Genomic DNA, 13,424 nt, shown 5'->3' with positions numbered 1-13,424 from the left:
CGGGCCAAGATCTCCCACTCCGGCCCTCAGCCGAACCCCCTCCTGCCGAGGCCGGTGATCATCTTCGCGCGGCGGCTCTTGCCATTCGCCGTCCCTTTGGACTCACGTCGGGAGTACGCGGTGACGAGCTGTCGAGACAAGGCGAGGGGTAGGCAGGTCACGGTGGTGCCGCCGGGAAGGTGCGCGGTTGAGCGCCCGGCGGAGGTTTCGGGCAGGCGCCGGCGCCTCGCACGGAATCCGGCGCTGGTGACGCTGCGCGGCCGAGCGGCTCAGCCACTCGGCACCCTCAGCCCGCCACCCCGGTACGAAGGCGTACGCGCCGGCCTGCCATCGGCCGGGGATATCAGTGCGACGAAAGCCCTCGCGGCCCGGACTTCCTTCCTCCCGGCCGTAGCGCGGGACCGGCGGCCTGAGCGGGTGCTGCGGTGAGCACGGCACCCGCCGCCAGTGCGGCACCGACGGCCAAAGCCGTTTTCATGCCCATGGTCGATTCCTGTCTCAGTTGCTTGCTCGCTGGAGGGGCGTCTAGCGCTCGTTGCGGCGGGCGAGGCTGCGGGCTCGTCCGGCCCGCCGGCGGCGTGCCGGGTCGGCAGGGTCGGCGGGCGCTCCGGCGGGGTCATAGGGGCGTTCACCGGCAGGGTCTCCCAGACGCCTGGCCAGTTCCTTCAGCCGGGGGCTGTCCGCGGGCACGTTGATGTGGAAGTGGCCGTACTTGGCGGGCTTCAGGTCCCCGCCCCAGGTGACCAGGCCATCGCAGTCGGCGAGAATGTCGCCGACGATGCGCTGCTGATGCGGATAGAGGCCGTCCCCGCCGCCTGCCGGGAACGCCCCCGGATGCAGCGCCACCGCCGACCCCGACAGGTGATTGGATTCATAGTCGGCGTACACGGTCCGGTCGGTGGTGTGCCCGTGCAGCGTGGTTCCGGTGCCGTCGGTGAACCGCTGGATCTCGTAGTGCCAGCGGCGCACCACGTGCAGCAGCACCTGCGCGGCGGCCGGATGCAGGGTGACCGTCCGCGCCGCCCCGGACACGTAGAAGGGCTGGACGATGCGCGGGTCGATGCGCCATCCGTTGCGGCTGGTGTCGCGGTTCCAGGTACGGGCGACCGGGCCGCCACCGCTCGCGGGCGCCGCTGCGGCCAGCGCCGTGGGTACTGACCCGATCAGTGCCGCCACGGCGCCGATGGTGCCGCCGATGAGGACGCTCCGGCGGGTGGGGGTGGTCACGTGGGCTCCTCGGTGGCGTCGCGGTACATCCGGTCGGCGATGGCGTGGGTGAAGCTTTCGAGTTCGGCGAGGGGCAGGTCGTCGGGCATCTCGCCCTTGAAGATCAGTTCCCTGGCCAGGGCGTAGACGATGGCGTTGCCGAGCATGTCCTCCCCCAGCATCTGACGGGTGATGCGGGAGCGTGCCGTGCCCTGGTCGCTTTGGAACCGGCCCTTGAGGAAGTTGCGGTAGCGGTGGCGGGCGTGGACGCTCGGATTGGTGGGCGAGTAGTAGTGGGTGAGAACGTCGGAGAACAGCACGTCCGGGTTGCCGAGGAGTAACTGACTCAGGCTGAGGGCGTCGGCGTCGGAGAGGTAGTCGTCCAGTGCCCACGAACTGGAGTGGGTGGTGCTGGCGAGGTAGCGGTTCACCATCTCCGCCCCGGACAGGTGCTGGTAGGTGTTGCGCCATTCGACGTACAGGGTGACCGCGTCACCGAACCAGCCGGTGGCATCCCCCATCCGGACCTCGTCGCCGCCGCTGGTGGACTTCAAGTAGCCCTGCGCATTGGAGATGCAATGCTGCATGTCCAGGGTGATGCCCTGGATCGGATCCCTCGGCCAGGCGTTGTTCTCGGTGAGGGCCCCGGCCTGGCCGGCGGCATAGCTGTTGCGTTTGGCGTCCGGGGCGCCGAGCAGTTGGTTCCAGTGAAGATCGATGTACTTGTACTGCCGGAAGAACAGGCACAGGTCCTGGCGCTGGTCGGCGATCGCCAATGATTCGCCGTTGTCGCGGCGGTAGCGGGCGAACGCGTTCTCCAAGGCTTTGACATACCCCATGAAGGCGGTGATCTCCGCGTACTGGTCATCCTTGAGGTGCAGGGACTTGACGGCCGGGTCGTAGCCGTCGCCACGCCACACGTTCTTGTCGAGCCCTATCGGTGTGATGTTCCCGTCGGTGAACCCGGTCCCGTTGGCGGGGTTGAACTCGTAGATCTGGCTGAACGACCAGTTCTGCGGCATCGGGAATCCCAGGTTGCCGGAAAATTCGAACGACATGCCGGACACGAACGACCACCTGGCCCCGGTCGCCTCCGACACCCGCGTGCACACGTTGCGCGTGCCGTACACCCCGAACCAATACCAGCCGCCCTTGTCGGCGAGGGCCTTGCGGACGCCGTTGAAGTAGGGGATGACGAACTGGCTGATCTCATGGTCCTGGGCGTCGTAGTCGACGGCGAAGTAGATGCACGCGCCCTGGAGCATGTGGTGCTCAACCATCTTGTCGTGCGCTTTCCCGGCCTGGTCGTAGCCCTTCTGGAAGGTGAAGTTCTCGGGCACCGTGCCGTTGTACTGGAAGATCGGCATGAGTCGCAGCCCGGCGTCGATGATGGTTTTGGGTTCGCCGGGGACCAGGGCCTTGCCGATGTAGCCGGGGTCGTCGGGCGGCAGATGCTCATCGAGGTATCGGCCGACGACCTTGTAGCCCTTGGCGACCAGGGCTTTGGCTCGTTCGGGGGTGATGGTGACGGAGGTGTCGGAGCCGGTGGCGGCCCGATGCTGGTCCCCCCGGGAGATCAGCAGCTGCGCCCAGGTGTCGAAGGTGGCATTGCCGCTGGTGGCCAGCAGCATGAACTCCTGGTAGTGCCGGAGCCATGCCGCGGTGTCGGCGGTGAACTTGCGGCCGTTGTCGACAAGGCGGATCGTGTCCCAGGGAAAATCGAACGTCTCGCCGCCGGACCCGTACGGTGCGCCCTTGTAGGCGGGAGAGTTGAAGTAGCAGGCCGCGTGCAGCAGGTAGGTGAGCTCGGAGGCGGCACTGTCGGTGGTGAGGGTGTGCTTCTTCAGCTCCCGCGTGGTGCCGTCGCCGAAGTAGCCGGTGATGTCGGCGGGATTGAGGCCGAGGCGGTATTGGATGGCCATCATCAGGCACTGCTGGGTGACGCGGTCATAGTTGCCGTCGCAGGGCGACAGGCCCATCGCCGGTACCACGCCCAGCCGTACATAGTCACGGTTGAGGGTTTGCTGGAACCCCCGGATGACGCCGTCGCCGCCGGGTATGAGCCGGAACTGGTCCATCCGCAGAAGCGCTTTGGTGACGTGCGCCCACATACGGGGCTCGATCGGGTTCTGGGTGTCGGGCAGGCCCATGTCCCCGAGGAGTTCGCCGATGGAGAGCTTGGCACGGTGGTCCCAGGTTCCCGCGTTCGAAGAACCGTAGTACCCCTTGCACCACAACGCATAGTTGTAGATGCGCAGGATGTTCGTGTTCGTCTGCTGGGTCAGATCCGGCTTGATGGTGCTCGCCACCTTGGCGAAGGTGCCGGGCCCGAAGTTCTGCACCGTCGGGGAGATGCCCAGTTCATGCTGAAGTGCCTGAGTGAGGGATAACACGACGCCCCAGCCGGTGCGGCCGTCCTCCATACATCGGAGGTAGCCGGGGGCCTTGCCGAGGTAGGTGGCGTTCACCCACCGTTGCGCTTCGAGGACGTTGGGGTCCGCCATCTCCACCTTTCCGCCTGCGTCAGTGCCGAGGGTTGTGGGTGCGTGACCCATGGGCGAAGGCCTACGAGCACGCTCCCTCGAACCAGGTCGGCGACCGCGGCACCGTGCAGGACTCATCGCGCTGTCCGCCGGCCAACTCCTGGCCACCGGGCCCGGGGCGGGCTGCTGCGGCCTTCTTGATCATGACGGGGATGGTACCGACGCGCGCTTTGGATCCGCTTTATGGCAGGCGGCTGCCGTCGCCGATGGCGTGTACGGGTTCGAGGCACCCGGGAACAGCCATGGGCGGTACCGGCCGGTGACAAGCTAAGACGGGACAGATCCCAAGTTCTGTGCCGTCTCTCGCCACGCATCCATGCAGGTTGGCGCCATGCGCCTCCGGTTCCTGTGGTTCCGGTCCGAGGTTCACATGGGTAGACAGACGCCGAAACCCTGGCCTGAAGCAGGGCGTGACACCGCAGGCCAGCAGGCTGTCGCTCACGGGTAGCGCCAATGGGCCGTCAATGACTGAGCGGCCCGACACGGAGTTGCTGCCAGCTACGAGGACAGGCGTCCGGCAGGCCGTGGTCGCCTCCTCACATCGGGCACCTAGCTCGACTCACCGGCGACGGCTGGGCGGCTGCCGGGCGGCTCAGGCGGGCGTCAGGTGACGCTCTGTACCCACCGTTACGGCGCGCCCGGCGCGGTCCGCACCGGCAGCGCGGTGAGCGCGCGCACCAGCCCCGGCCTCCAGGTGATCTCTTCCGCCGGTACGGCCAGCCGCAGCCCCGGCAGGCGTGCCAGCAGAGTGTGCAGGGCGATCTCGGCCTCGGCCCTGGCCAGAGCGGCGCCGAGACAGTAGTGGATGCCGTGCCCGAACCCCAGATGCGCGTTGTCGGAGCGGTCGAGCATCAGCTGGTCCGGATCGGCGAACCGGCGCGGATCGCGGTTGGCGGCGGCGTTGACGATCTGCACCACCTCGCCCTCGGGGATGGCGACGCCGCCGATCTCGACGTCTTCGAGGGTGAAGCGCATCGGCGAGATCTCCGCGGGGCCGCTGACGCGCAACATCTCCTCGACGGCCACCGCCATCGCCCCGGCGTCACCGCGCAGAAGGTCGGCCCTGGCAGGGTCGGTGAGCAGGATGAGGGCACCGGAGCCGATCAGGCTGACGGTGGTCTCGTGCCCGGCCATCAGAATGCTGATCGCCACCGAGGTGAGCTCCTCGTCGGAGAGCCGGTCCCTGGCGTGGACCAGCGCCGACAGCAGGTCGTCGCCGGGCTCGGCGCGCTTGGCCTCGATCAGCCTGCCCATGTACGCGACCAGGCCGCGCGCGCCGGCGGCGATCCCGTCGAGGTCGGCGGCCTGGAGCGCGGCCGACCACGCGCGCCAGGTGTCCTGGTCGGCCTGCGGTACCCCGAGCAGCTCGCAGATGACCCTGATCGGCAACGGGTATGCCAGGGCCTCGATCAGGTCGGCCTCCTCCCGGCCGGCGAGGGCGTCGACGAGCTCGTCGGTGATCTCCTGGATGCGCGGCCGCAGCGCGTGGACGCGCCGTGCGGTGAACTCGCGGGAGACCAGCCCGCGCAGCCGGGTGTGATCCGGAGGGTCGTAGGCGCCGAGCGTCCGCATCAGGTAGGGCAGGACGTCTTCGGGCAGTCCGGCCGCGGCGGCCACGTCGAGCTTGCCCTGCCGGGCCAGGTCGCTGCTGAACCGGGGGTCGGTCAGCACCGTCAGGCTCTCCTCGTAGCCGGTGACGAGCCAGATGGGCGTGCCGTCGACGTAGCGCCCCTGGACGACGGGCCCCGTCATGGCGAGGCCGGCGAAGTACGCGTCGCGGTCGGAGGTGGTGAACAGGCCGGTGAGGTCGATGCTCATACGAGTCCTTTCAGGATCGCGAGGCCCGCTCAGGGCCGTTCGTTTCGGACCTTGTCGTAGGCGCTCCGCAGCCGCTCGTCGGCGAACACGCCCTGGGTGAGCATCTCGATCGCCGTACCGGAGAAGCGCAGGGTGGCGCCGGTCTCGGCGAGATCGTCCTCGCCGAGTGCGCGCGCCAGGTGGGCGTGGAGCACGACGGGCGTCAGCAGCCAGCTGACGTAGATGGCCGCGCGGGCGTGCGGGTCGGCGGCGGGCCTGACCCAGCCTTCGGCGACGCCCTGCTCCAGCCAGCGTTCGGAACCGGCGACCATCGAGTCGAAGAGCGCCGCGGCGTCGGGCGACTCGTCGAGGAAGGCGCGGGCGAGGTAGCGCCGGATCGGCGTGGCCTCCTCGATCATCGAGCCGATCCGGCTGGTGTCGTCCAGGTCGGGGGTGGTGCCGTCGCCGCGCAGCATCTCGACCAGATACGCGTCGCAGGCCTTGCGCAGCCCGTCCTTGGATCCGAAGTGGTGCAGGACGAGCGCGGGCGAGACTCCGGCCTGGGCGGCGATGGCGCGCACGCTGACCCGGTTGACGCCTTCGCGCCCGAACAGGTCGAGTGCGGCGTCCCGGATCCGGGCGCGCGCCGTGAGATCGGACTCTGAACGCATGCACAGCATGTTAAACAAACGTTCAGCCCCCGGCAACATCTGACCTGGTCACGGCTTCTCGTTTCTGTTCGTCACGGCAAGCCGCCCCACCCCCATCCGCCGTACGGGGCTGGGGACATTCCAGGGACACGGTCGTCCACCTCACCGGCTCACCGCCGCGACGACCGCGCAGCCCGCCGGGCGCCGGGCGCCGGGATCGACGCGAAGCAGAGGGCCGGGGATCAGGTGGCGGTAGGGGTGGACGTGGGGGCCGGGGTGAGGGTTGAGGAGGTGGTGGGGCTGGGGGATTCCTCGCCCGGCCCCTCCTGGGGGATCGTGGTGATGCCGGTCGAGGGCACCGGGCAGTCCCGCTTGGCCGCGTTCCCCCGCTTGCGGCCTGCCGGGTTCACGCAGTCGTCGTCCTCAGGCGGCTCGGGAAGGAACGTTCCCGGAGGCGGGCTGCCCGAGGAGTGGCGGTGGGACGAGGGGGTCGGGACGGCGCTGGGGCTGAGGGTGCGGGTCAGCGTGACGGCCGGGCTGGACGGGGGTGTCGTGGCCGGGGCCGGGACTCCGCTGGCCGGACCGGTGGTGGGGCGGACGGTCGAGCCCGCCGACCCGTGCGGCTGCACGATCGGGATGTCGGGGATGACGGAGCTGCCGGAGAAGCCGAGGCCGCCCTGGTTCCCGGCGGCCACGACCGTGATCGCCGCGATGGAGACCGTGGCCAGGGCGGCGAAGCTGGCGTGGGATAAATGGGCACCGGCGCGGGCCCGGCGGCGTTTGGGGGTCTCGCCGGTGGGGGGCGGCGCGAGCCGTACCCGGCCGGCTCCAGGGGGGTAGGGCACGGGCGTCCAGAGCTCGTCCAGGACGTCGCCGACGGCGGTGCGCAGGTCCCAGGGGTCGCCGACGCCGCCCGCGGCGAGCAGCGCGCGCAGCAGGTCGGCGGCGCGGGGGCGGTCGGCGGGTTCCTTGGCCAGGGCCGCCTCGACCGCGGGCCGCAGCATGGCGGGGACGGCGTCCAGGCGGGGTGGTTCCAGCAGGATGCGGCGGGTGAGCACGTCGGTCTCGCCGCGTCCGAACGGGTGGTGGGCGGTCGCGGCGAAGGCGACCAGGCAGCCCCACGAGAAGACGTCCGACGCCGGTACGGCCGCGCCCCCCGTCAGCCGTTCGGGCGCCACCCACCCGGGACTGCCCATGACCTGCCCGGCCTGCGTGTGGGCGGCGAGCGTGTCGACGTCGCGGGCGATGCCGAAGTCGATGACGCGCGGCCCTTTGGTGGACAGCAGCACGTTGCCCGGCTTCAGGTCCCGGTGGACGAGCCCGGCGTCGTGCACCGCGACGAGCGCCGCGGCCACGCCGAGGGCGACGCCGTACGCCAGATCGGGGGTGAGCGGACCGCGGGCCACGACGACCTGCGAGAGCGCGGGCCCGGGGATGTACTCGGTGACGAGGTAGGGCCGGTCGCGGTCGGTGCCGTCCTCGATGACGGCGGCGGTGCAGAACGGCACCACCCGCCGCGAGAACGCGACCTCCTCGGCGAACCGCGCCCGCAGCGTCTGGTCGCCCAGGTGCGTCGCGTGCGGGGTCTTGAGCGCGACGAGACCGCCGCGGGGGTGTTCGGCGAGGTAGACGACGCCCATGCCGCCCGTGCCGAGCCGGCCCAGGAGAAGGTATCGGCCGATGATGACCGGGTCGCCCACCGTCAGCGGTCGCACGCCTGGAGGCATGTCGCTCGCACCACGCGCCATCCGGATCTCGCCTCTCCTGTCTGGGACCTGGCAAGCACACTGTGGCCCCATCGGGCGGAGGGTTTCCGCATGGTTTTCCCAAGGGGTATCGCGCGTAAGGCGGGTGTTACCTTTCGGTTAGTAAGAGGTGTGACTGGACGGCCTGAAGTGGCGTTTTACGACGACAGCTCCTTGGCCTCCTCGGCCTCGACCGTCTGGTTCCAGTCTCGCTTGACCGCCCGCCAGCCCTCGTCGTCGACGCCGAGCCGCCAGTAGCCGGAGATCGACAGCCGCTCCAGGGGTACGCCGCGCTCGACGCGCAGGTGGCGCCGGAGCTCCTTGACGAAACCGGCCTCCCCGTGGACGAACGCGTGCACCTCGCCCTCGGGGAACTCCAGCCCTCGCACCGCCTCGACCAGCAGCTGCCCGACCGGCCGCTCGCCGCGGTAGAGCCAGGTGACCGGGTGCTCCAGCTTCTGCTCCTCGACCGGCCCGTCGATCTCGACGAACACGTGCGCCACGGCGCCCTCCGGCAGCGCCTCCAGGGCGGCGGCGATCGCGGGCAGCGCGCTCTCGTCGCCGGCGAGCAGGTGCCAGCCGGCGGCCGGGTCGGGGGTATAGCCGCCGCCGGGGCCGAGCATGTAGAGGGTGTCGCCGGGCTGGGCGGCGGCCGCCCAGGGACCGGCCAGGCCCTCGTCGCCGTGGTGCACGAAGTCGATCGTCAGCTCCAGCGTGTCGGGGTCCCAGGCGCGCACGGTGTAGGTGCGCAGCCTCGGCCAGTGCTCGCGGGGCATCTCCTCACGGCAGGTCTGCACGCTGAACGGCTCCGGATACTCCACGCCCTCGTGACGGAAGACGAGCTTCACGTAGTGGTCGGTCAGCCCGGAGGTGGCGAAGCCGCGCAGGCTCTCCCCGCCCACCACCACGCGGATCATGTGCGGCGTCAGCTGCTCGGTCCGCAGCACGGTCGCCTTGTGCTCGCTCTTCGACATCCGGGCCCCATCCCCCTCGGGAGCGTAGTTAGGTATACCTAACCTACACCCCGCGTCAGGAGCGATGGGCCGTCAGGCGGCATCTTCGAGGAAAGTACGCCCCCGCACGTCGGCCAGGAACGCCGCCATGTGGCGGAACGCCAACCGGGCCTCCGGCAGCACGTCGGCCAGGATGGGGAAGACGTGCGGCATCCGGGGCCACTCCTCGTAGCGCACCGGAACGCCGGCCCGGCGGGCCTTGACCGCGACCCGGCGGGCCTCGTCGCGCAGCACTTCGGTCGAGCCGGTGACGATCATCAGCGGCGGCAGGCCGGTGTAGTCGCCGTTCACCGGCGAGACGAGCGGGTCGCGCGGGTCGAGCCCGGAGGTCCAGTGCCGGGCCAGCCAGCGCACCCGCCCGGCGGGCAGCATCGGGTCCTGCCAGCGGTTGGCGCGGCGCGGCGCGTCGGTCAGGTCGGCCCACGGCGACAGGCACAGGGCCGCCTCGGGCAGGGGCAGCCCGCGGTCGCGCAGAGCCAGCAGGGTGGCCAGGCAGAGGTGGCCGCCGGCGGAGTCGCCGGCCAGCAGGATGTCCGAAGGCGCGTGGCCCCGGGCCAGCAGGCAGGAGTACGCGTCCAGGGCGTCGGCCAGCGACTCCGCCAGCCGGTGCACCGGCCCCTGGCGGTAGTCGAGGGCGAGCACGGGGCGGCGGGCCACGACCGACAGCCGCCAGGTGACGGGCCGGTGGGTACGCGGCGAGCAGGAGAAGTAGCCGCCGCCGTGGAAGTAGAGCAGCGCCTTGCGCTCGTCCAGGCCCTCACCGGCGCGGATCCACTCGCCGCCGCAGTCGCTGAAGCGGGCGGGGACGATGCCGACGTGACTCGGCGGGGTCATCGGCAGCAGTCGCGACAGCGTGCCGAGCCGGGCGGCGGCGTCGAGCGCGAGCGGATGGCGCAGCAGCAGGCTGGACGCGGGCTTCAGCGTGCCGCGCAGCAGGCCGTTGAGCGTACGGGCCTGCCAGCTCATGGGGTAGTCGGGATAGACGTCCCTGTCGATGCGCATACAAGGCCTCCGCTATATCCCGTTCCCTTCTGGAACATCGTTCTACCCACCAGTAAGTATCTACTCGCTTACGCGGATATTTCGGGGCGGCATGCGACGGTAGGGGGTATGGCCGGATATTCAGGGACGCCCCTGCCACAGAAGCTCGGCATCAAGCCGGGCCACCGCGTCCTGGCCACCGCCCTGCCCGGCGACCTCGACCTGGGGGCGCCGGTGCACACGCGGGCGGGGCGGGAGCCGTACGACGTGATCCTGATCTTCTGCGGCGACTTCGCCGACCTGCGGCGGCGCTTCGCGACCGCGAAGGGACGGCTGGCCGGCGACGGCGGGCTGTGGGTCTGCTGGCCCAAACGCGCCAGTGGCCGCCAGAGCGACCTCGGCGAGAACCTCGTCCGCGAGTACGGCCTGGCCGGCGGACTCGTCGACAACAAGGTCGCCGCCGTGGACGCCACCTGGTCCGGCCTGCGCTTCGTCCACCGGCTGGCCGACCGCTGGAAAACCCGTTGCCACCCCCGGACCGGCGGCGCATAATACGTGGCTTGCCCGGCATACCCGTGCGCACTCCCGCGCACGGGCTGTTGTCGTGCCCTCACTCTCCGGAGGTGCACACCATTCTCCTCTACGCCCGGCTCGTCCGGTACGGCTTCCGCAAACACGCCACCTATGGAGCGGCAGCGCTGGCCGGCGCCTTCACCAACAGCGTCTTCGGCATCCTGCGCGCCTACGTCCTCATCGCCCTGTGGCAGGCCAGGCCCGGCCTGGCCGGCTACGACGTGCTCGACGCCGTCACGTTCTGCTTCATCACCCAGGCCTTCATCGGCCCGATGCAGCTGTTCGGCGGCGGCCTGACCATCCCCGAACGCATCCGCAGCGGCGACATCGCCCTCGACCTGGTCCGGCCCGCCTCCCTGCAGCTGTGCGCGCTGGCGGAGGACCTCGGGCGGGCGGGCTACCTGTTCATCGTGCGGGGCCTGCCGCCGACGATCCTCGGCGCCCTGTTGTTCGGCATCACCGCGCCGGACAACGCGGGCGCCTTCCTGGTCAGCTTCACGCTCGGCGTGGTGGTCAGCTTCGGCTGGCGCTACCTGGTGGCGCTGTCGGTGTGCTGGCTGCTCGACGACCGCGGCACCCTGGCGGTCTCCCTGGTGCTGACCACGTTCTTCAGCGGCATGATGCTGCCGCTGGGCATCTTCCCCGGCTTCCTCGGCGACCTGGCCGCGGCGCTGCCGTGGGCGGCCATGGTCCAGATCCCCATGGACGTCTACCTGGGCAAGGCCGACGTCTGGCAGGCGCTCGGCGTCCAGCTGCTCTGGGTGGCGGTGACGCTCGGGCTGGGCGCGCTGGGCACCCGCCTGATCCGCCACCGGGTGGTGATCCAGGGTGGTTAGAACCTACGTGCTGCTGGCCTGGACCTGGACGCGCGCCGCGGCCGCGTACCCGGTCTCGTTCACGATCATGACGGTGCTCGGCTTCGCGGTCGCCGGGCTCGACGTGGCCGCCATCCTGGTGATCTTCTCCAACACCACCACGCTGGCCGGCTTCACCCGCGACCAGGTGCTCTTCCTGTACGGCACCTCCAACGTGGCCTTCGCGCTCTGCGACATGCTGGTCAGCAACCTCGACCGCATCAGCATGCACGTGAAGGCGGGCACGTTCGACACCATGCTGATCCGCCCGGTCAGCACCTGGATCCAGACGGCGACCGACCGCTTCCTGATCACCCGGATCGGCCGGGTGCTCCAGGCCCTGCTCGTGCTCGGCTACGCCGTGACCGCGCTCGGCCTGCCCTGGTCGCGGCTGTGGATGGTGCCGATCATGATCGGCTGCGGGTTCGTCATCTTCTCCGCGCTCTGGACCCTCGCCGGGGCGTTGCAGTTCGTGCTGACCGACGCGCCGGAGGTGTCCAGCGCGTTCACCTACGGCAGCGGCCAGCTCACCCAGTACCCGTTCGCGATCTACGGCAGGGAACTGGTGCGCGGGGTGACGTACGTGCTGCCGCTGGCCTTCGTCAACTGGCAGCCCGGCCTGTACGTCCTCGGCCTGCCCGATCCCTTCGGCACGCCGGAGTTCATGCGCTTCCTGGGGCCCGTCGCGGCCCTCGTCCTCGCCCTGCTGGCCGGGCTGGCCTGGCGCCAGGGCATCCGACGCTACCGATCCACCGGGAGTTGACCATGATCGAGCTGGACCGGGCCGGGCGTTCCTTCAAGGTGAAGAGGAACGTCGTGCACGCCGTACACGATCTGTCCTTCACCGTGGCGCCGGGAGAGTTCGTCGGCTACCTCGGCCCCAACGGCGCGGGCAAGTCCACCACCATCAAGATGCTCTGCGGCATCCTCACCCCCACCTCGGGCACGGTACGCGTGGCCGGGCTCGACCCCTCACGCCGGCGCACGGTCGTGGCCCGGCGCATCGGCGTGGTCTTCGGCCAGCGCACGACGCTGTGGTGGGACCTGCCGCTCAAGGACAGTTTCGAACTGATCCGGCTCCTTTACAAAGTAGATCGCAAGGACTTCCGGGTCCGGCTGGACGAGCTCGTCGAGACCCTCGACCTCAGCGGGTTCATGAAGACGCCGGTGCGCCAGCTCAGCCTGGGCCAGCGCATGCGCGGCGACCTGACCGCCGCGCTCCTGCACGCGCCCGAGGTGCTGGTGCTCGACGAGCCCACGATCGGCCTGGACGTCGTCAGCAAGAACAGCATCCGCGCCTTCCTCCAGCGGGTGAACGCCGAGCGCGGCACCACCGTGCTGCTCACCACCCACGACCTCGGCGACATCGAACGCCTGTGCAGGCGGGTCATGGTGATCGACCACGGCAGGATGCAGTTCGACGGCACGCTGGATGAGCTGATGGCGGGCGAGAGCTCTCTGGAGGAGGTCGTCACCCGCCTCTACACCGCGGGCGCTCAGTAGTAGGAGCTCTCCTGCGTCTGCTCGTACTCCTCGTCCATGTCGTCGTAGCGGCGGGCCCAGCGGGAGGGGATCAGTACGGGGATGAACATCGCGACGCCGAGCAGGGCGTAGAAGCCCGAGGTCAGCATCGCCTTGTTGCCCGCGCCCGCCTCGGTGAGCAGCCAGTGCATGGTCGGCTGGTCGGGGATGAGCGACAGCGCGCGTACCGCGTCGAGGGCGTAGACCACCGTCCACGCCAGAAGCACCAGCGACGGGACGAACGTGGCCAGGGGCGAGACCCGCCCCGCCACCACCAGCCCGACCACCAGCCCGACGGCCGCCATGGCCCCGAGCGCGATCCACAACCGCTGCCCGCTCACGGGCGTGCCCATACCGGCGACGAACGCCTGCTGGACTGCCCATCCTCCGCCTACGAGCACGGCGGCTGTCACCACCAGGCCGAGAAGTAAGCCAGCAAAGTGCCGCAACGTCATCACCTCATGTCAACGCGATCGGCACAGACCCTAGCGACAAAAGCCACAAATCAGCCAGGCATTGGTCACCTTGGGACTACCACAAC

At 70.1% G+C, this 13,424-nt stretch carries 11 protein-coding genes and 1 pseudogene; 4 read left to right on the top strand and 8 right to left on the bottom strand.

The window, feature by feature from the left end:
• Positions 1 to 525: 525 nt before the first annotated feature.
• From ACIBHY_RS06225 to ACIBHY_RS06195, 7 genes are all read right to left on the bottom strand, one after another.
• Positions 526 to 1,227 (bottom strand): hypothetical protein, encoded by a 702-nt coding sequence (locus ACIBHY_RS06225; protein ID WP_397256432.1) that lies wholly within the window; start codon positions 1,225 to 1,227, stop codon positions 526 to 528.
• The gene (locus ACIBHY_RS06220; protein WP_397256430.1) at positions 1,224 to 3,710 is read right to left on the bottom strand and encodes a glycoside hydrolase domain-containing protein; all 2,487 of its coding nucleotides are present in this window, start codon (positions 3,708 to 3,710) and stop codon (positions 1,224 to 1,226) included. Before ACIBHY_RS06220 ends, ACIBHY_RS06225 begins: the two co-directional genes overlap by 4 nt.
• Before the next feature lie 666 nt (positions 3,711 to 4,376).
• Positions 4,377 to 5,567 carry a cytochrome P450 gene (locus ACIBHY_RS06215; RefSeq protein WP_397306098.1) on the bottom strand — a complete coding sequence of 397 codons (1,191 nt, stop codon included), beginning with the start codon at positions 5,565 to 5,567 and terminating at the stop codon, positions 4,377 to 4,379.
• A 29-nt stretch (positions 5,568 to 5,596) separates the two neighbouring features.
• Positions 5,597 to 6,217, bottom strand: coding sequence for a TetR/AcrR family transcriptional regulator (locus ACIBHY_RS06210; protein ID WP_397256426.1), 621 nt, complete (start codon positions 6,215 to 6,217; stop codon positions 5,597 to 5,599).
• A 221-nt stretch (positions 6,218 to 6,438) separates the two neighbouring features.
• A complete protein-coding gene (locus ACIBHY_RS06205) occupies positions 6,439 to 7,911 on the bottom strand; it encodes a protein kinase (RefSeq protein ID WP_397306097.1) in 1,473 nt (490 codons plus the stop codon).
• A gap of 188 nt (positions 7,912 to 8,099) precedes the next feature.
• On the bottom strand, positions 8,100 to 8,915 hold the full coding sequence (locus ACIBHY_RS06200; protein WP_397306096.1) for a siderophore-interacting protein: 816 nt from the start codon (positions 8,913 to 8,915) through the stop codon (positions 8,100 to 8,102).
• Positions 8,916 to 8,987: 72 nt separating this feature from the next.
• On the bottom strand, positions 8,988 to 9,956 hold the full coding sequence (locus ACIBHY_RS06195) for an alpha/beta hydrolase (protein ID WP_397306095.1): 969 nt from the start codon (positions 9,954 to 9,956) through the stop codon (positions 8,988 to 8,990).
• Between the two features lie 108 nt (positions 9,957 to 10,064).
• Here ACIBHY_RS06195 and ACIBHY_RS06190 point away from each other — a divergent pair, with 108 nt between their 5' ends.
• The 4 genes and pseudogenes from ACIBHY_RS06190 to ACIBHY_RS06175 form a co-directional block, all read left to right on the top strand.
• Positions 10,065 to 10,487, top strand: a complete 423-nt coding sequence (locus ACIBHY_RS06190) for a DUF3052 family protein (RefSeq protein WP_397306094.1) — start codon at positions 10,065 to 10,067, stop codon at positions 10,485 to 10,487.
• A gap of 71 nt (positions 10,488 to 10,558) precedes the next feature.
• On the top strand, positions 10,559 to 11,344 hold the full coding sequence (locus ACIBHY_RS06185; RefSeq protein WP_397256416.1) for an ABC transporter permease: 786 nt from the start codon (positions 10,559 to 10,561) through the stop codon (positions 11,342 to 11,344).
• Entirely contained in the window at positions 11,337 to 12,125 is a 789-nt protein-coding gene (locus ACIBHY_RS06180) for an ABC transporter permease (protein ID WP_397256414.1), read from the top strand. Before ACIBHY_RS06185 ends, ACIBHY_RS06180 begins: the two co-directional genes overlap by 8 nt.
• 2 nt (positions 12,126 to 12,127) lie before the next feature.
• Positions 12,128 to 12,808: pseudogene (locus tag ACIBHY_RS06175) on the top strand (ATP-binding cassette domain-containing protein); the annotation flags it as partial.
• Positions 12,809 to 12,858: 50 nt separating this feature from the next.
• Here the strand turns inward: ACIBHY_RS06175 and ACIBHY_RS06170 are convergent.
• Positions 12,859 to 13,338 carry a hypothetical protein gene (locus ACIBHY_RS06170; RefSeq protein WP_379641208.1) on the bottom strand — a complete coding sequence of 160 codons (480 nt, stop codon included), beginning with the start codon at positions 13,336 to 13,338 and terminating at the stop codon, positions 12,859 to 12,861.
• Between the last annotated feature and the right edge of the window lie 86 nt (positions 13,339 to 13,424).

The sequence above is a fragment of the Nonomuraea sp. NPDC050547 genome, from assembly GCF_044457345.1.
Lineage (GTDB): Bacteria > Actinomycetota > Actinomycetes > Streptosporangiales > Streptosporangiaceae > Nonomuraea.
The sequence above is the reverse complement of the archived record's forward strand: the minus strand, read 5'-3'. Positions and strand labels throughout refer to the sequence as shown.